Here is a 17,315-nt window from a genome sequence, read left to right on the forward strand (position 1 = left end):
CATTCTGCTCAGCCGGCCAGGGGAATGTCGTCCAGCTGCCGCTCCAGCGACTGGCGAATCAGGCCGGTGGCATAGGGCACCTCGGCGAGGCTGGCCACGATGATCTGCACGTCGCCGTTGCCCCAGGTGCCGATGTTGGCCACATCCAGGGCCACGTTCATCGGATCATCGAGTTCTGCGAAGGGCATGTTCAAGACAAGCTTGAGCTGTTTGGCCTGGGGAACGATGTCCACCACGTTGGTCTCGCACTTGTAGGCGATGTAGTACTTGAGTACCTCCTGGTAGATGTTTGGATCCAGAGCCCGGATCCCCAGATCAAGGGCATTGAACAGGGCGCGGACCTGGGGATTGGCCAGGTGGGGGTGATCGGCCAGCGAGTAGGCCGCAGCAGGGTGGGCAGGCCTGCTCCAGTACTCGGACAGCTGCGCCTCCGATAGCTCAGGCGCCGCCCACACGGCGAGCGCCCGCTCGGCCAGACGGACCCCCCGCGCCTGAATCTCTTCCACGCCCCAGGACTCAAGTTGGCCCAGACCCTGGTTCAGCTTCAAGGGGCTGCCGGCAAAACCGCCTTCGTGGTTCCGCTTCTCGAGGAAGGGGCGATCGCTCAGCTCGGGGTTGTAGCCGGTGAGGGTGAGGTTGCCGAGGCGATGCAGCCATTCCTCCTGGAGGGCCTGCCAGTTCTCGCCCAGGGCCTGGCGCCAGGGACCGGACAGTTCAGGGTTCTGGGGAAGGATGTGCTCGATCGTGTAGTTGGCCACCGCGATCGGCTCCTTGCGCTGGTGGTTCTCCAGCCGCCTGAGCCAGTAGCTGCAGCTCTTGTTGAACTTGTAGAGGTTGCGCTCCTGGATCTCGCGGCGGAATTCCGCGTCGCTGGGGAAACGGCGGTAGGAGGGAAGGCTGAGCAGGTGAGCCTTGAAGCTGGGCAGGTAGTGGTCGTTCTCCTTGCGCAGGGAACGGCTGAAGGTGGCGAAGGTCTTCTGCTGGGAGTTGGACGGAATCGCGCAGACGGCCCGCCGGAACACATACGACTCCAAGAGCTGCAGGGCCTCAAGGAACTCGCCATGGCTGAGCAAGCCGGCTTCATGGTCGGCGTAGAGCTCCAGCAGGAGGGGGTTCACCACGCTGACCTTGAGCTCCCGCAGGTTGAAAAACGCCTGGTGGAGGGCGGGATCAGGCTCCTTGCCGAGCACGATGCGGCAGTACCGCTTCGCCACGGCGTGCACGTCCTTCAGCAGCGATTCGGTGCCTGCCTGCTTGATCTCCGGCCGGCGGGCGTAGGCCTTGAAGGTGTCGTACACCTGATTGAGCAGGGGCACTTCCCCGGTTTGCAGGGTGAGGAAATCGCGCATGAAGGCGCTGAACTCGTTGCCGCTGTAGGCCTCCTGACCAAAGAGCAGCTCCATCGGCCGCCAGTGCAGGGTGTAAAGCTGCTCCTGCAGTTCGGGCGGCTGCCCCATCAGCACAAAGTTGCGGATCAGATCGGCCTGGGAGAGCTCCCGACCGGTGGAGTTCATGCTCTCGAAGATCAGTTGGGGATTGTCCTGATCGCGGGCGAGGGCCACATCCACCACCAGCAACTTGCTGATGCCCCGACACACCACCGCCAAATCTGTGGTGGGTGCGCGCAACTGCTCCAGGAAGAACTGATGATTGGCCTGGATGCGGATCGAGGGTTCGGGTGGCGGTGCAGCGGCTGTTGGATCCACCAACGCCATCAGGGTGACGCGGTCGGTATCGGAGAGCAGCAGCTTGAAGCGCTTGTCGGCTTTCTGCAGCCGATTGATCAGGTAATACTCGCGGATCATCGCCGGGGCAAAGCCTTCGATCGGCTCCTGCTGGTCTTCCGGCAGAGCTTCCAGCACCTCGGCCAGGGCGGTGAGCAGCAGGGTGATGGTGGTGAGCCGCTGCTGGCCGTCGATCACCAGCTTGGGGGCTTGCACGGCCAGGTTGCCGAGGCCTTCATCGATGTGCACCACCGAGCCGATGAAGTGCACGCCGATGGCGTCCGTGGAGCCCGTCCGGAGAAGATCAGCCCAGAGCTGCTGGCATTCCTTCTCCGTCCAGGAATAGGTGCGCTGGTAGATCGGGATGATGAACTGGGAGACGGCTCCCAGAATCTGGAGGAGCTTGGCTTCGGTGGCTTTCATTTTTTGGCCTGTCCAGACTGCGAACCCAAGAAGAAACTACCCCTCAAAGATTGAAGCAACTCGCGAGAACGTCTAATCACGTCCTGATTCTTCTGCCACACCAACCAAGAGCCGCGACTTGAAAGAGATTCAAACTCATTTTGAATGTCAAGGCCAGGCAAGACTATCTTTACTTCTTTGAGTCTGCCGACGTTGATGCCAGCCATGATTGCGCCCCCGCTGATCAAGTCAATTTGCCTCTTGATGTCAGTGCTGTGATGTAATTGGTAAGCCGCAAAGCTGGGAAGGCACCTTGTCTCATCAAGGCGGATTCGGAGAAGGTCGGAATGCATGACCCCGCTCGGAAGTCTGTCCGGGTACACGGAGCAGTTGCCGACCGTGCCCTTCCGCGTCATAACAATGTCCCCTGGCTCCAGTGAATAGGTAGACAGTCTTGTCGCCGTATCTTCCTCGAGGAATTCACTGGTTGGGACCTCAAATCGTCGATTAACATGTTTTATGCCCCACAAGGGAACGCCTTTCGGCCTGAATTCGTGCTGCTTCAACTGAGTCCCAAATGGACCGCACTTGATATCATCTGCGCTGGCACACAAGTCAGCCAAGCATGCTCGGGGGAAGTCCTTGGCATTGACGACTGGATCGCCAATGAGTTTGTCGAAAAGCGATGCATTGAACTCTTCTTCAAGCTGAACAGCGCTTGCAAGACGGGAACAAAGATTCGAGGCCTTATCCAGAATCGTCGCGATGCGCCGCTGCTCCTCCAGTGGGGGGAGGGGGATCTTGGTCCCAAGAAATTCCCCTCTGTTGACGTGCTTCATGGTTGCGCCATGCAGATGGCGCTCCATGTCATCTAGCGCCCGTTCAAGAGCGTGCCTCAGGTAGTTGGCGTCTACTAGCGCGTCATCAGAAAGAACCCTAAAGATGTGCTGATTCAGGAGCCCCTGCGGGCCATTCCACTGGAAAACTCCCAGGGTTGCGGACCATGAGACAAGAAGATCACCCGGATTGACGACAAGCTTTTCTGAGACTTCTCGCCTGGTGTAGTTAAACGGCTTGCTTGAGTCAGTGAGATTCTGGATGCGGATGATTGGCAACCCATCATCGCCCCAGTCATCTGGCTTGAAGGCTGCACCATTAACAAAGTCGGCAATGTCTCCAAGCGGCACTTGGGGGTAGTTCATCGCAGCATCCCCTCCAGCTCCTCGATTCCCTGCAAGATCTCTTGCTCGATCTGGCGAAGTTCCGCCAGGATCTCCAGCGGTGGGCGGTCCTCCACCTCGTCGTGCACCAGCTCCTTGTAGCGAATCCCGCCAGGGCTAGGCTTACATGTAACCACTGCTGAAGCCCCGATGGACGCCGAAGCCACCCCGGACGCCAGCCCCCAGGAAGCCCGCCGCGCCGCCACCCGTCTGAAGGTGCGGGAGCACCGGCAGCGGTTGCGGGCCCAGGGGATGCGGCCGATCCAGATCTGGGTGCCGGATGTGCATGCGCCCGAGTTCGCTGCCGAGGCGCGGCGGCAATCGCGTCTGGCCAATGAAAGCCCGGAAGAGGCCGAGATCCAGGCCTTCATCGACTCGGTGTATGAGTGGCCGGATGACGAGTACAGCCAGTGAAGCGCGGTGAGCTCTGGACCATGGCCGGTGGATCCGGCTATGCCGGCAAGCCACGGCCGGTGCTGATTGTTCAGGACGACGCCTTCGCTGAACGTAACTCGGTGACCGTGTGCCTGATCAGCTCCGATCCCACCGATCTGCCCGTGTTCCGTATCCCCGTGACGCCAACGGCCGACAACGGCCTGCGCACCACCAGCCGCCTGATGGTGGACAAGGTGACCACCGTGCCCCGCAGCTGCCTGGGCCACTGCATCGGCCGCCTGGCCGACGACGACGTGATGCGCCTCAACCGCTCGTTGCTGGTGTTTCTGGGCCTGGCCCGCTGAGGAAGGGCCAGTAAGATCATACAAATACGCATACTCAGGCATCATGGCTCGCTCCAGTCCCCCCGCTGAACGGGTGACCGTGACCATGCCCTCAGAGCTGGTGGCCGGAATCGACCGCATCGAGCGCAACCGCAGCCGCTTCATCGCTGAAGCCGTGCGCCATGAACTGCAGCGGCGCCAGCGGCTGGAACTGCTGCGCTCCCTGGAAGCTCCCCACCCCGACACCGCCGCCAACGCCGCGCTCGGGCTGGCCGCCTGGGCTGAGGGCCTGCCCTCAGGCGACGACGATCTGCTGGATCCGTTCAGCGGAGCTGCCGTGCGCTGGATCCCGGAGTCCGGCTGGCAGGAGAGCGAGCCATGAGCCTGCCCCGCGGCACCCTGGTGATCGTGGATCTGGAGCCCACCCTCGGCCATGAGCAGCGCGGCACCCGGCCCTGCCTGGTGGTGAGCGATCCGGCGGTCAACGACAGCCAGCGATTCCCGCTGCTGGCCGTGGTTCCCATCACCGGAACACCCGCTCCCGGCGCCCTCTATCCCCCCCTGGCTCCGGGCGCCCATGGCCTCACCAAGCCCTCCTTTGCCCTGGTGGACCAGCTGCGCTCGATCGACAAGCGGCGCATCCGCCGCCGCCACGGCCTGGTGAGCGAAGCGGAGCTGGCTGCTATTGATGCCGGCCTGCGGCTGTATCTCGGCCTTGAGCCCGATCCCGGCTGAAGACCGTCGCCCGTTCCCATACCTGTTCATCGCAACATCCCCTCCAGCTCCTCAATCCCCCGCAGGATCTCCAGCTCGATCGAACGCAGCTCCGCCAGGATCTCCAGCGGCGGACGATGCTCCACCTCTTCGTGCACCAGCTCCTTGTAGCGGTTGAGGCTGAGGTCGTAGCCCTGCTCGGCGATCTCCGCTTTGGGCACGCAGAAGCTCTGGGCGGTGCGTTCGCGCTGCCGCTCTGAATCCTTGCGTTGGCGCCAGCGGTTCAGACAGTCGGGCAGGTTGTTCTTCCCGTGCTCGCCTTCGGCCAGGGGGTCTTTCGGAGCGGGGCCGAGTTTCTCCAGCGGCAGCAGCGGATTGCGCTTGTCGTCGAGGCTCCAGCCGTCGGCCGTCATGTCGTAGAACCACACCTGATCGGTGCCGCCCCGGCCGGTTTTGGTGAACAGCAGGATCGCCGTGCTCACGCCCGCATACGGGCGGAACACCCCGCTCGGCAACGACACCACACCTTCGAGGAAGTGGTCGTCCACCAGGGTGCGGCGCAGTTCCTTGTGGGCCTTGCTGGAGCCGAACAGCACACCATCGGGCACGATCACCGCCGCCCGTCCGCCGGGCTTGAGCAGCTGCAGGAACAGCGCCATGAACAGCAGCTCGGTTTTCTTGGTTTTCACCACCCGCTGCAATCGGGCGCTGGTGCTTTCGATGTCCAACGATCCCGCGAAGGGCGGATTGGCCAGGATCAACGAGTAGCGGTTTTCTTCGTCGGCGGTGTCCTCCGAGAGCGAGTCGCGGTAGCGCACATCGGGGTTCTCCACCCCGTGCAGCAGCATGTTCATCGCACCGATGCGCAGCATCGTGTTGTCGAAATCAAAGCCATGGAACAGGCCATGGTTGAAGTGCTCGCGCAACTGCGCATCACTGAACAGATCCGGGTTGTGCTCCCTGAGGTATTCGCCCACCGCCACCGGAAAGCCGCAGGTGCCGCAGGCCGGATCGGCCATCACATCGGTGGGCACCGGCTCGGTCATCGCCACCATCAGCTCGATGATGTGGCGCGGCGTGCGGAACTGGCCGTTGGTGCCGGCAGTGGCCAGCTTGCCGAGCATGTATTCGTAGATGTCGCCCTTGGTGTCGCGGTCGGCCATCGGCACCGCGTCGAGCAGATCCACCACCTTGGCCAGCAGCGCCGGCGTGGGAATCGTGAAGCGTGCATCCTTCATGTGGCCGGCATAGGCCGAGCCATCACCGCCGAGTTCGCGCAGGAACGGGAACAGGCTTTCGCCCACCAGCGCAAACATCTCAGCGGCGGCCAGATGCTTGAAGCGGCTCCAGCGCAATTGTTCGTAGGGGCGCTTGTGGACATCAGCGCCCTCCGGGAACAGGCGCCGCGCCATCGGTTGACCGGTGCGCTGGGCCTTGCGCTCCTCCAGGGTTTCGAGCTCATCGAGCCGCCGGATGAACAGCAGGTAGGTGAGCTGCTCCAGCACCTCCAGCGGGTTGGCGATGCCGCCACTCCAGAAGGCATTCCAGATGCCGTCGATCTGGGTGCGCAGCTCACCGGTGAGCACCGAGGCGGCGGTGGTGCCGGGGGCGATCGAGGGTTGGGCGGCGGCGACGCCATTGCCGTTGCGGCGGCTGCGGCCGTTGCTTGATGCGGCAGCAGCTTTGGGCGGTGGTTCCACCCCGGCCAGGCGCAACCCGCCGCCGGGCCCCTTCACCTTCACCGCAGCCCCCATGGCCACCAGATGATCCTTGGCGGCATCGAACTCCTCGGCGGTGAAGGGGTCATCGGCTTCCTCAAGCAGCGCTGCCTTGAGCTCGTCATTGCTCAGCCTGCGTCCGTCTTCCGGCAGCAGTGGCACCATCGCATCGACAAGATCGGCTCGAACGGGCATCGGGGCGAAAAGCTCAACGCTGCAAAGGCTCAGGCCAGTGTGGGCCTGCTCGGTCATTGGTGGCAGGGTTTTCGTGCGAACAACGCCCGGGCCTCACGTCACCCCTCACCGCGGCAGCTGGCACTCCAGTTCCCGCAGCCGCGCTTCCAGGGCCTCGATGCGTTCGAGGTAGGTGAGGGCCAGGGCCATGCCGGGCACGTTGAGGCCGAAGTCGTCGCGCAGGCGGGCGGCGCGGCGGGCCAGCGTCAGGGTGCGGGCGTGGAAGCACAAGGAGGTGCCAGTGCCGGTGAGCTGGAACACACCGAACTGGATCAGTTCGCTCACCTCTTCATGGGCCAGGCCCGAGGCCGCCAGCAACTCCTCGAGTGCCAGCGGGCTGTCGTCGTCGGCGGGAATCAGCGGATCGTCAGCCATGGGTGGCGGCTCCTTCGAACGATGGACGGGGGTTGAACGCGGAGGCTTCGGCCAGCTCGCGGTAGAGCTCCCGTTCGCGATCGCCGATCTGCTCCGGCATCACGATCTGGATCACACCGTAAAGATCACCGGCGCCCTCCTTGCGCCGTGGCAGGCCCTTGCCCGCCAGCCGCAGCTTCTGGCCGTTGCGCATGCCCGGCCGCACGGTCACCCGCGCCGTGCCATCGAGCGTGGGCAGATCGATCTCAGCACCCAGTGCTGCCTCCCAGGGGGCGATCGGCAGCTCCAGGTAGAGGTCGTGGCCCACGGGGCGAAAACGGGGGTGGGGCTTGAGCCGGATCTCCAGGAACAGATCACCCGCCGGGCCGCCACCGTGGCCGGGGCCGCCACGGCCGGGCACCCGCAGGCGCTCGCCATCAGCCACCCCGCGTGGCACCCGGATCGTGCCGGAGCGGGGCTCCCGCGCCATGCCGCCGTCGGCGCCGCGGCTGGGGACGCTGAGGGTGAACGCCACCTCGCTCCCCTTGGCCGCCTGCTCCAGCGTCAGCTCGGCGGTCACCTCCAGGTCCTGGCCGCGAACCGGAAAGCCTCCCGCCTGTTGGCCGAAGCCGCCGCCGCCGGGAAAACCGGTGGCGCCGCCAAAACCACCCGCGCCACCAAAACCGCCCCCGCCACCAAAACCGCCCCCGCCGCCAGGGACGCCGAAGCCCATCTGCTCGAACAGATCGGCCAGATCCACCTCCTGAGCGGCCTGCCCGCTGCCTGGCCGGCCGCCCTGCCGCCGGAAGCGGCTCTCCCAGTCGGGTGGCGGACTGAACTCCTCCCCGCTGCGGTGGCGGCCCAGGTCGTCATAGGCCTTGCGCCGCTTGGGATCGGAGAGGGTCTGGTAGGCCTCGCTGATCTCCTTGAAGCGCTCCTCGGCACCGGGCTCCTTGGCCACGTCCGGGTGGGTGCGACGGGCCAGCCGCCGGTAGGCCTTCTTGATCGCGTCGCCATCGGCGTCGCGCTCCAGCTCCAAGGCGGCGTAGTAGTCCTTGAACTTCATCGTCGCCGGGCCTCCGAACAGAGCTGCGCCTGGAGGGTGGCCGCCTGCGGGGGCGACCCGCACGGGGCTCCCCCCAACCCTGCCACGCCCGTCCGTGATCGCGCCGTGCCAGGTGCAGCAGCGGCAACGTCCTGGCCGCGGCCGGGCCGCTTGTCCGCCTGCTTCCGGCCTCCCGCGCCAGCCAGCTCGCTGTGGCCAGGCGCCAGACTGGGTGGATCAGCTCCGCCCTGGCCGCCCTTTCCATGACCAGCACCGCCACCGATCTCCGCGCCGACGGCCCTGCGACGGTGCCCATCCCCGCCATGGCGGAGGCCGGCATCATCAGCCTGCCGGTGACGATCCTCACCGGCTTTCTCGGCGCCGGCAAAACCACCCTGCTCAACCACATCCTCAGCAATCAGGACGGCATCAAGACCGCCGTGCTGGTGAATGAGTTCGGTGAGATCGGCATCGACAACGACCTGATCATCGCCACCGGCGAGGACATGGTGGAGCTGAGCAACGGCTGCATCTGCTGCTCGATCAACGGCGAGCTGCTGGAGGCGGTGGAACGCATCCTTGATCGTCCCGATCCGGTCGACTACTTGGTGGTGGAAACCACCGGCCTGGCGGATCCGCTGCCGGTGGCGATGACCTTCCTCGGCAGCGAACTGCGCGACACCACCCGGCTCGATTCGATCATCACCTTGATCGATGCGGAGAACTTCGACGACTCCACCATGGCGAGCGAAGTGGGGCGCGCCCAGGTGATCTACGGCGACATCCTGCTGCTCAACAAGACCGATCTGGTGGCGGAGGAGCGGCTGGTGGAGGTGGAGTCGCGCCTGCGCGAACTCAAGAAAGACGCCCGCATCCTGCGCTCGGTGAGCGGGCAGGTGCCCTTGCCGCTGCTGCTGAGCGTGGGGCTGTTCGAGTCCGATCGGGTGGTGGCGGAACAGGTCGGCGGTCCCCAGGCGCACAGCCACGACCACGGCCATGACCACGCTCACGATCACGGCCACCACCACGGCGACCCTCACGCCCACGGCCACGACCATGGCCCAAGTGCCGGCGCGGCCGAGGGTGCCGCCGCAACCCACGCCGCTGCCGCTGACCACACTGCCGCTGACCACAGCGCCTGCGACCACGACCATGGCCAGTGCGTGCATGACCACGGCCACGATCACGGCAGCCACGGCCACGGCCATGACCACAGCCACGATCATGCCCATGGCGACGGCGTCCATGCCGCCGACCATCTGGCGATCGAAGGCTTCACCTCGCTCTCCTTCGCTGCCGAGGGACCCTTCTCGTTGCGCAAGTTTCAGAACTTCCTCGACAACCAGATGCCGGCTGGGGTGTTCCGGGCCAAGGGAATCCTCTGGTTCAGCGAAAGCGAGCGGCGCCATGTGTTCCACCTGGCGGGCAAGCGCTTCTCGATCGACGACACCGATTGGAAAGGACCGCGCAAGAACCAGCTGGTGCTGATTGGCAAGGAGCTCGATCACGACAAGCTGCGCCGTCAGCTGCGGGCCTGTGTCGCCAGCGGCGCGGCCGGCAAGGGGTTTTCCTGAACCTGGCCCGCTTGCCCGGCTGCGTCCTCTGCTCGCGGCCCGGCATCCCGCCCGCTCCTGGCGCTGCATCCAGGCCCTGCATCCAAAGGTTGCCGTTGAACCCCGGGGCGGCGGGGCTGGCTTCATACTGACCCCGCAGCGGTTTGCCGGTGCGCACCCCGGTGAGGCAACGAGGAAAGTCCGGTGTCAGCAACACGTCCCCTCCGAAGGCGTGGTCGCCAGTCCGGCGCTGTCCCGCAGCTGTGATGGGCCCCTTCCACAGGCGTGCCCTCAGCCAGAACGCTCGCCCCTGCTCCTCCCCCTTCAATCCCCGGCGCGGACCGGAGTTCACCATGCCCTTCGCTTCCCTCAAGTCCTCGTCAGGCCGTGATCTGGCCCTGGCCGGCTGCGCCGGTCTTGGCCTCAGCCTGCTGGGCGCCCTGCCCGCCAGCGCCCACGGTGTGGCGGGCGCCGGCCTCGCGGGTGGCTTCAGCCATCCCCTCACCGGCCTCGACCACCTCTTCCTGCTGGTGGGTGTGGGCGCGGCCTCGTCCTTCGTGAGCGCCCAGCTCCTGCTGTTCGCCCTGGCCGGTGCCGTGATCGGTGCGTTCTTCGGTGTCAGCGGCGGCGGCCTGCCCGTGGCTGAGCTGCTGGCGGCACTGGCGGTTTCAGGTCTGGGTGTGCTGATCCTGATGAGCCGCCGCTCTGGCCACCCTCCTTCCATTCCTGCGGCCGGCACCGTGGTGACGGTGGCGGTGGCGATCCACGCGATGCTGCACGGCCATGAAGCCAGCGGTGCCAGCAGCTGGTGGGCGGGAGCCCTGCTGGCCTCCGGCCTCACCGTGGGGGTCACGTTCCTGTTGCTGCGCCGGCTCGGCACCGCCTGGACCGTGCGTCTTGCCGTTCTGCTCACCGTGGTGGGTGCGCTGCTGGCCCTGGGGCCGATCGGTCTGCTCGCCGGCGCCGGCGCCGGCGCCGCCTGAGCTGAGCACCAATCGCAGTCATCGACACAGTCCGCTCTCAGGTTCTGGCTAACGTTGCCGCAGTCCGGTTGGGTGTCATGGTCGAACTTCTGCTTTTCACCGGAGTCGTGGCGCTGTTCGGCCTGGCCTTCTGGCTCACCACCGACTCCGATGACGACAATCCCGGCGGCGGTCTGATGCAGCCGGCTCTGGTGCCGGTCCGGGTCCGGCCCAACCGCTGAACGATTCCATTGATCTCGTCCGAAGCGATCGTCAGCCCTGCTGATGGTCGCTTTTTCTTTGGGTTCCCGTGCCGTACCGGGGAATCTGTCCCTCGGGCCACTGGAAAGGGCGCAGCCCGCTCCTCATGCACCAGCCACCACAGCCGAGCAGCCTGGGCGTTTCGAGCAGCCTCGGCGGTTCTCGTTCCTGGGTGTTTCCCCCATCCACTGATCCCACGGTCTTTCTTCCGGTCACATTTGTTACTTCGGGTCGCACCCTTTCGGCGTGGGCGGACTGACCCTGATCCTTACGCTCCAGAAGTTGCATTCGCGCCATAGGGCGCTCCATCTCCTGGATGAAACGGATCTCTACCGCCACCCTGAAGCTGGCTGGTGCCGGCTTGACGGTTGTTTCGATCGCCACCGCCGTGGGTGCCGGCCTGGCCCAACAGGCACCCAATCGCCAACCCGTTGAAATCGGTGTGTACTCGGGCCGTCACTACAACACGGACAAAGAGCTGTACCGCCAGTTCACGGCCCGCACGGGCATCAAGGTGAACGTGCTGGAGTCCAAGGACGACGCCATCATCGAGCGCCTCAAGAGTGAAGGGCGCAACAGCCCTGCCGATGTGCTGGTGCTGGTCGATGCCGCCCGCCTCGACATCGCCACCGATCAGGGCCTGTTCCAGCCCGCCCGCTCTGCCGCCTTGCAGCGCGACGTGCCTGCCAACCTGCGCGATTCCCAGGGCCGCTGGTACGGCCTCACCCGCCGGGTGCGCGCTGTGGTGGTCAACCCGAAGCTGGTGAATCCCGCCACGATTCGCACCTACGCCGATCTGGCCAATCCAGCCCTCAAAGGCAAGCTCTGCCTGCGGGAACGCAAGAGCCCCTACAACCAATCGCTGGTGGCCAGCCAGATGATCCTGCGCGGCGATGCCACCACCCGCAACTGGGTGCGCGGCATGGTGGCCAACGTCAAGCAGCCGTTCTTCACCTCCGACACCCCCCTGGCACGTGCTGTTGCCCGGGGTGAATGTGCGGTCGGCGTGGTGAATTCCTACTACGTGGCCCGCATGCTCTCAGGTGCGGGCGGTGCCGAAGACAAGCGTCTGGCCCAACAGGTGAAGATCGTCTACGTGAACCCCTCCCACGTCAACATCAGCGGTGCTGGCGTCACGCGTTATTCCAAGAACCCCCAGGCTGCGCTCAGGCTGATTGAATTCCTGGCCTCCCCCACCGGTGGCCGCGGCTACGCCGAAGCCAACAACGAGTACCCGCTCAAGGGCGTGGGTAATAATCCCTACCTCAAGGGCTTCGGTACCTTCAGAGCGGATGGCGTCTCCGTTGAGCAAATCGGCTCTCGCACCAGGGCCGCCACCCAGATGATGGAAGCCAACGGCTGGAAGTAGGAACCGAATGGCGGCACTGGCAACAGCCGAACGCGCAACAGCTGGGAAGGGGGCGCCGCCGATGCGGCGCGCCTCCCTCACCACCGCAGTCGTGCTGGTCTCAGCCCTGGCCCTGGTGCCGGTGCTCGTTCTGGTGGGCTACGCCCTGCTGGCCCCCGGCTCCAGCACCCTCCAGCTGGGCGCCGAAGGCGTCGAGCAGGTGGTCAACACCGTGGTGCTCGTGCTCGGTGTCGGCCTGATCGGTGCCGTGCTGGGCACGGCCAATGGCTGGCTCACGGCCTGTTGCCATTTCCCCGGCCGGCGCTGGTTGCGTCTGGCGCAGGTGCTGCCGCTGGCGGCTCCTGCGTTTGTGCTGGCCGCTGTGCTGGTCGATCTCGGCAGCCGCTGGGGCTTCCGCTTTCACGGCATCGGCTGGGCCGTGGTGCTGCTCAGCCTCACCACTTACACCTACGTGTTTCTGCTCTCCACCGAGAGCTTCTCGATGAGCGGCCACCGCCAGCTGGAGGCCTGCCGCAGCCTGGGTGTCGGTCCCTGGGGCAGCTTTCGGCGGGTGGCGCTGCCGCTGGCGCTGCCTTCGATCGGTGCCGGCGTCGCCCTCAGCGGCATGGAGGTGGTCAATGAACTCGGCGCGGTCGAACTGCTCGGCGTGCCCACCCTCTCGCGCGGGATCCTGCAGCGCTGGCAGGGAGAAGGGGATCTGCAGGGAGCTGTGGGGCTCGCCCTGATCGCCCTGGTGATGGTGAGCCTGTTGGTGGGGGCCGAACGCTGGTTACGCCAGCGCAGCCGCCGCTGGAACATGGGCCATGACGGCACCAGCTCACTGCACTGGCAACTGAGCGGCTGGCGGTCGTGCGCGGCCCAGCTGCTCACCCTGGTTCCGCCGCTGATCAGCCTGGCGATTCCGCTCACCTGGCTGGTGATGAGCCGCGACCACCTGCAGAGCGATTCGCTCGAGGAGCTGGTGGCGCTCACGCTGCGCAGCCTCGGTCTGGCCCTTGCCGCTGCCCTGGTCACGGTGGTGGCGGCGGTGGTGCTGGCGATCGCCCGCCGCTGGATTCCCCAGCCCTTCCTGCGCCAGCTCACCTTCGCGGCCGGCATGGGGTACGCGATCCCCGGCACGGTGCTGGCCCTGTCACTGATGCTGATCGGCGGGCCCCTTGGTCTGAGCCCGTTGCTGCTGTTGCTCTGGGGCTATAGCGATCGCTTTCTGGCCGTCTCCAAGGGGGGCCTTGATGCGGCTCTGGAGCGGATTCCGCCCAGTGTCGATGAGGCGGCCACCGGCCTTGGCTGCAGCTGGACCCAGGTGCTGCGCCGTGTGCATCTGCCTCTGCTGAAAGGCCCGCTGCTGGTCGGTGCGCTGCTGGTCTTCGTCGATACGGTCAAGGAGCTGCCGCTCACCTTCTCCCTGCGCCCCTTCGATTTCGACACCCTGGCGGTGCGCGTCTATCAGTACGCCGGTGATGAACGGGTGTCGTCCGCGCTGGTGCCGGCGCTGCTGATCGTGGCTCTGGGCCTGGTGGCGGCGGTGGCGCTGATGCCCAGCCTGGAAAGGCTTGGCTCCGGTCAGGACCGGAGCTGAAACGCCAGCCCAGAGCTGGGCTCACGCTGCGGGTCCTGGATCAGGGACGTGCAGGGCAGCGGGGGGCGATCCGGGCGATCCGGTTCGCCTGCATCACGTTGAAGTTGTCGTCGCTGGCCAGCAGCAACGTGGGGCGTCCATCGGCGAGGGCCGGCCCCACGGCGAGGGCTTCCCAGTTGTCGGGGCTGAGCCCTGCTGCCAGCAGATCCCACTGCCGCACCGGTGTGAGCGGTGGGACGTCCTCGCCTGCGGGCCGGTTTGACGGCAGAGGGAAGGCCACCAGCCGCGCCCACCAGCGGTTCGGTGCAGCAAAGCCCCGCACCAGCCCCAGCAACAGCCCTGAGCGAGGCGGAGCCAGTAACTCGGTGAGGCCCCACTGGGGACCCTCCAGCGCCACCGCCAGCCGCCCTGCCGGGAAAATCGCAGGCTTCAGGGCTGGAGTCTCAGGGGTGGTGGAGGCCGCAGGAGCGGCCGGGGCCGCGCTGACGGGAGTGGCTGGGGAGGCGTTGCTTGCCAGGCTCCTGGCCACTGGACCGAAACGCAGCAGGCGCAGTGCTCCCTCTGGGTCCTGCAGCAGTGGCCGCTCGGCCGCCAGCAGCAGAGAAGGGGGCAGGCCTGAACCGCCCGCCGCCAGGGGTGATGGCGGCAGCAGGGTCAGCGCTTCCGGCCCTTGGTTCGAGCCCAGGCCCCGCCCCGGTGCCGCCTGCCAGGCCTCCGGCAGATCCCAGGCCTCCAGCAGGCGCCCACTGGCGCGCTGAAAGCGCAGCAGGCGCGGCGATTCCTCCGGCGTGCGGCGCCCCTCGCTCACGATCCAGATGTCCTCGCCCTTGATCACCAGCCCTTCACCGTCGAGGGGGTGGGCAAACGGCTGACCGTTGGCATCGGTGAGCCTCAGCCGCCGTCCGACCACCGGCGGCCTGCCGCTGCTCTCCCCGAGGCGTGCCGCACCATGCAGCGGCACCAGAAAGGGAGCGGGGGCGTCACTGAGCAACCAGAGGCTGCGTCCCTCCGGGTCCATGGCAGCGGCCGAGAAGCCGCCAAGCGGTTGGCCGTCGGTGCCCTCCCGAGGCAGCTCCACCTCGGCCAGCACGTCCCAACGCACTTCTCCCGGACAGGGCAGCACCCAGGCAGGCCCAGCGGGATGCTGCAACGGCAGCGGCGCAACGGGAATCACAGCGATCAGAGCAGACTCCAAGACCCACGATGGCGCTGCTCCAACTGCTTTGGTGCTCCGCGAAGGCCTGGTCGCCTGTCGCTGACTCAAGGGCCGCTCAGTGGATGCGGTTGCATCAGCGCTGGCTCAGCGGGTGCAGTTGGATCAGCTGTGGCTCAGATGGTGCGGTTGCCTTGGCTGTGGCTCAGCGGATGCAGATGCCTGAGCGGTGGGTCCGCTATCTCAGCGGCAGATCAACGGCCTCCATAGCGGCTGGGCGTTGGATCAGCTTGAACTCATTCAAGAGGAGTCCAGGCAGCAGCAACTGGATCAAGAGGAATTCAGCCAGATCACTTTCTTTGAGATCGTTACAGGCAGGAGTCGTTCAATCGGGATCTGCCGATTCTGGATCAACTCAATCAAGATCAACGAAGTCAAAATCAACACAATCAAGATCGATGCAATCAAGGTCGATGTCATCAGTTTCAATCATTCTATAGTCAGGCTCTTGGCGCTCAACCATTCTCGGGCCAAGCTCATCATGTTCGGTCTGTCTTGAGTCAGTCTCCTCAGATTCAACCATTTTAAGATCGGGCTCATTGGGTTCAGTCTGTCTACGGTCAAGTTCATCAAGTTCGTCTTATTGAGGTCATGTTCATCGAGTTTAGTCTCATCGAGTTCAGGTTCATCAAGCCATGCTTCTTCAAGTTCAACTAGTTCGGTCTCATCAAGCCATACTTCTTCAGACCCAACCTCTTCGGGTCTAACCTCTTCAGGACCAGCCTCTTCAGGACCAGCCTCTTCAGGTCCAACCTCTTCAAGGTCTTCCGATCCAGGACCAACCGATTAACCGTCAATCGTTCCAAGATCAACCGATCCAAGGGCAACCAGCTCGAGGTCAACCAGTTCGAGGCCAACGTTTCCGCGATCCAGCGCATGATGAGGCGTAACGGAGTTGTTCAATTTGCTACGCCTGAGCGTCGCAATTTCTTAGCAAGTCGCAGGGATCACCACGAAGATGCAGTCACCTCACCGCCATGGCGTGATCGTGATGGACGAGTCACAGATGCACTCGAGCGAAGACATCGAGATTCTCAATCGTATCCTCCAGCTCACCAGCCTCAGGGATTGGTGCATGGAGCGTCTTTCGGTGCTGTCGTTGCGATCGGACCTGGAAGATGCCCGCTGTCTGACCAGCGAGCATCTTGAAATGTTGGCGGAAACCAATGCCTGGACAACCCTTTGGGTTCCTTCCTTATGGAGACGCCGTGTTGACGAAGACTGATGCCATCACGATCGAGAGTGTCAGAACATCCCGGGTGCTTCTGATTTGAGTTGCTTCACCCACTGCACAAGTCGTTCATCAGTGAGATCGGGTTCACTGTCTTCGTCAACAGGCAGGCCGCAGAAGAGCCCATTCACCACACTCTTTGATTCTGAAAAGGTGTAGCCATCAGGAGATACCCTGCCGACCATTCTGGCACCAGACTGGATGAAAGCCGTGTAGAGCTCTTCCATGGCATCGCAGAAGTAATCGGAGTAGGAGGAAGAGTCTCCCAGGCCCACGATGGCCACGGTTCGACCGATCATCTGCAGATCAGGAATGCTTTCCACGTGGCTGTCCCAGGCGGTGCCGGAGCGCATTGAATCTGCTCCGGTGTTCCAGGTGGGCACGCAACAGATCAGGTCGCCCGAAGCTTCCAGCTCCTCGGTGGCGTCGAGATCGCCCACGTCCTGCACGCTGGCAGAGGGTCCGATCAGCTCAGCGAGGCGGGTGGCAACGTCCTCCGTTTTTCCGGTGGTGGTGGCAAACAAGATGCGAATGGGCATTGTGCTGAATCAGAACGTTGATGGTCTAATCACCAGCAGTCCTTGTGGAGCTTTGTGAAACGACATCGACAGGTGACATTGCCGACATCAGCTCAGCATCAATGGATTCAGGCGATCAAGTCATCAACGTTATGTTGATGCTGTTGCCTTGTGTTTCATGCCCAACACTCTCAGTTTCACAGCCATCTCCTCCTGGCCCTCCTGTGCGTTTATCTCCCATCACAGCAGCAAGCCAGCCGTCCATGGATTGGCTCTGCTGAGCAAGATCCGCCAGTATCAGCCCATCCAGAAGCTTAGCCTCGATCATCCGGCTCTCACCCAGGAGCAGCTTGCCCTGGTGCAGGGAATCCAGGCGCAGGAACAGACATTGGCTCAGCTTTATCAGGAGTTGCAGGCGGTTGAGGTGCTCAAGGTTGAGCTTGAACGAGAGCTGATTGATTCTCTCTGCAAGACATCACCACTCTGATTCTCTGCCTGC

Annotated in this window: 20 protein-coding genes and 1 riboswitch; of the genes, 12 read left to right on the forward strand and 8 right to left on the reverse strand. The window is 64.5% G+C overall.

The window, feature by feature from the left end:
* Positions 1-8: 8 nt before the first annotated feature.
* Genes KBY86_RS03200 through KBY86_RS03210 form a run of 3 tightly spaced genes read right to left on the reverse strand, consistent with a single transcriptional unit; the run spans position 9 to position 3,483 of the window.
* Positions 9-2,147, reverse strand: coding sequence for a DUF262 and DUF1524 domain-containing protein (locus tag KBY86_RS03200; protein ID WP_255140169.1), 2,139 nt, complete (start codon positions 2,145-2,147; stop codon positions 9-11).
* A complete protein-coding gene (locus KBY86_RS03205; RefSeq protein WP_255140170.1) occupies positions 2,144-3,328 on the reverse strand; it encodes a restriction endonuclease subunit S in 1,185 nt (394 codons plus the stop codon). The genes KBY86_RS03200 and KBY86_RS03205 overlap by 4 nt, the downstream gene beginning before the upstream one ends.
* Positions 3,325-3,483, reverse strand: coding sequence for a hypothetical protein (locus KBY86_RS03210; protein WP_255140171.1), 159 nt, complete (start codon positions 3,481-3,483; stop codon positions 3,325-3,327). Before KBY86_RS03210 ends, KBY86_RS03205 begins: the two co-directional genes overlap by 4 nt.
* Positions 3,484-3,496: 13 nt before the next feature.
* On the opposite strand from KBY86_RS03210, the gene KBY86_RS03215 reads away from it, so the two are divergent.
* The 4 genes from KBY86_RS03215 to KBY86_RS03230 are packed head-to-tail and all read left to right on the forward strand — an operon-like array spanning position 3,497 to position 4,800.
* Complete coding sequence (locus KBY86_RS03215; RefSeq protein WP_255140172.1) at positions 3,497-3,760, forward strand: antitoxin MazE family protein; 264 nt, start codon at positions 3,497-3,499, stop codon at positions 3,758-3,760.
* Positions 3,757-4,086: a type II toxin-antitoxin system PemK/MazF family toxin gene (locus KBY86_RS03220; protein ID WP_255140174.1), complete on the forward strand. Its 330-nt coding sequence runs from the start codon at positions 3,757-3,759 to the stop codon at positions 4,084-4,086. Before KBY86_RS03215 ends, KBY86_RS03220 begins: the two co-directional genes overlap by 4 nt.
* Positions 4,087-4,129: 43 nt before the next feature.
* Positions 4,130-4,447, forward strand: coding sequence for a CopG family ribbon-helix-helix protein (locus KBY86_RS03225; protein ID WP_255140175.1), 318 nt, complete (start codon positions 4,130-4,132; stop codon positions 4,445-4,447).
* The gene (locus tag KBY86_RS03230; RefSeq protein WP_255140176.1) at positions 4,444-4,800 is read left to right on the forward strand and encodes a type II toxin-antitoxin system PemK/MazF family toxin; all 357 of its coding nucleotides are present in this window, start codon (positions 4,444-4,446) and stop codon (positions 4,798-4,800) included. The genes KBY86_RS03225 and KBY86_RS03230 overlap by 4 nt, the downstream gene beginning before the upstream one ends.
* 26 nt (positions 4,801-4,826) lie before the next feature.
* Here KBY86_RS03230 and KBY86_RS03235 read toward each other — a convergent pair whose 3' ends face one another.
* The 3 genes from KBY86_RS03235 to KBY86_RS03245 all read right to left on the reverse strand — a co-directional run bounded on the left by KBY86_RS03235 (position 4,827) and on the right by KBY86_RS03245 (position 8,151).
* Positions 4,827-6,692: a class I SAM-dependent DNA methyltransferase gene (locus KBY86_RS03235; RefSeq protein ID WP_255140177.1), complete on the reverse strand. Its 1,866-nt coding sequence runs from the start codon at positions 6,690-6,692 to the stop codon at positions 4,827-4,829.
* Positions 6,693-6,797: 105 nt separating this feature from the next.
* Positions 6,798-7,106 (reverse strand): chaperone modulator CbpM, encoded by a 309-nt coding sequence (locus KBY86_RS03240; RefSeq protein ID WP_255140178.1) that lies wholly within the window; start codon positions 7,104-7,106, stop codon positions 6,798-6,800.
* Complete coding sequence (locus KBY86_RS03245; protein WP_255140180.1) at positions 7,099-8,151, reverse strand: DnaJ C-terminal domain-containing protein; 1,053 nt, start codon at positions 8,149-8,151, stop codon at positions 7,099-7,101. The genes KBY86_RS03240 and KBY86_RS03245 overlap by 8 nt, the downstream gene beginning before the upstream one ends.
* Before the next feature lie 242 nt (positions 8,152-8,393).
* Here KBY86_RS03245 and KBY86_RS03250 point away from each other — a divergent pair, with 242 nt between their 5' ends.
* From KBY86_RS03250 to KBY86_RS03270, 5 genes are all read left to right on the forward strand, one after another.
* Positions 8,394-9,704: a CobW family GTP-binding protein gene (locus tag KBY86_RS03250; protein WP_399221035.1), complete on the forward strand. Its 1,311-nt coding sequence runs from the start codon at positions 8,394-8,396 to the stop codon at positions 9,702-9,704.
* Between the two features lie 122 nt (positions 9,705-9,826).
* Positions 9,827-10,010: riboswitch (cobalamin riboswitch) on the forward strand.
* 26 nt (positions 10,011-10,036) lie between these two features.
* A complete protein-coding gene (locus KBY86_RS03255; RefSeq protein ID WP_255140181.1) occupies positions 10,037-10,666 on the forward strand; it encodes a HupE/UreJ family protein in 630 nt (209 codons plus the stop codon).
* Between the two features lie 77 nt (positions 10,667-10,743).
* Positions 10,744-10,887 carry a hypothetical protein gene (locus KBY86_RS03260; RefSeq protein ID WP_255140182.1) on the forward strand — a complete coding sequence of 48 codons (144 nt, stop codon included), beginning with the start codon at positions 10,744-10,746 and terminating at the stop codon, positions 10,885-10,887.
* A 335-nt stretch (positions 10,888-11,222) separates the two neighbouring features.
* Entirely contained in the window at positions 11,223-12,275 is a 1,053-nt protein-coding gene (locus tag KBY86_RS03265; RefSeq protein ID WP_255140183.1) for an extracellular solute-binding protein, read from the forward strand.
* Positions 12,276-12,336: 61 nt separating this feature from the next.
* Positions 12,337-13,854 (forward strand): iron ABC transporter permease, encoded by a 1,518-nt coding sequence (locus KBY86_RS03270; protein ID WP_255140185.1) that lies wholly within the window; start codon positions 12,337-12,339, stop codon positions 13,852-13,854.
* A 40-nt stretch (positions 13,855-13,894) separates the two neighbouring features.
* Here KBY86_RS03270 and KBY86_RS03275 read toward each other — a convergent pair whose 3' ends face one another.
* On the reverse strand, positions 13,895-15,049 hold the full coding sequence (locus KBY86_RS03275) for an esterase-like activity of phytase family protein (RefSeq protein ID WP_255140186.1): 1,155 nt from the start codon (positions 15,047-15,049) through the stop codon (positions 13,895-13,897).
* A 187-nt stretch (positions 15,050-15,236) separates the two neighbouring features.
* Between KBY86_RS03275 and KBY86_RS03280 the strand changes: the two genes are divergently transcribed.
* Together KBY86_RS03280 and KBY86_RS03285 are read left to right on the forward strand one after the other, a co-directional pair.
* Positions 15,237-15,566: a hypothetical protein gene (locus KBY86_RS03280; RefSeq protein WP_255140188.1), complete on the forward strand. Its 330-nt coding sequence runs from the start codon at positions 15,237-15,239 to the stop codon at positions 15,564-15,566.
* Between the two features lie 459 nt (positions 15,567-16,025).
* Complete coding sequence (locus KBY86_RS03285) at positions 16,026-16,292, forward strand: hypothetical protein (RefSeq protein ID WP_255140190.1); 267 nt, start codon at positions 16,026-16,028, stop codon at positions 16,290-16,292.
* Positions 16,293-16,312: 20 nt separating this feature from the next.
* On the opposite strand, the gene fldA is transcribed toward KBY86_RS03285, so the two are convergent.
* On the reverse strand, positions 16,313-16,837 hold the full coding sequence (gene fldA / locus KBY86_RS03290; protein ID WP_255140191.1) for a flavodoxin FldA: 525 nt from the start codon (positions 16,835-16,837) through the stop codon (positions 16,313-16,315).
* 247 nt (positions 16,838-17,084) lie between these two features.
* On the opposite strand from fldA, the gene KBY86_RS03295 reads away from it, so the two are divergent.
* Positions 17,085-17,303, forward strand: coding sequence for a hypothetical protein (locus tag KBY86_RS03295; protein WP_255140193.1), 219 nt, complete (start codon positions 17,085-17,087; stop codon positions 17,301-17,303).
* Positions 17,304-17,315 lie beyond the last annotated feature (12 nt).

This window comes from Synechococcus sp. Lug-A, from assembly GCF_024345655.1.
GTDB lineage: Bacteria > Cyanobacteriota > Cyanobacteriia > PCC-6307 > Cyanobiaceae > MW101C3.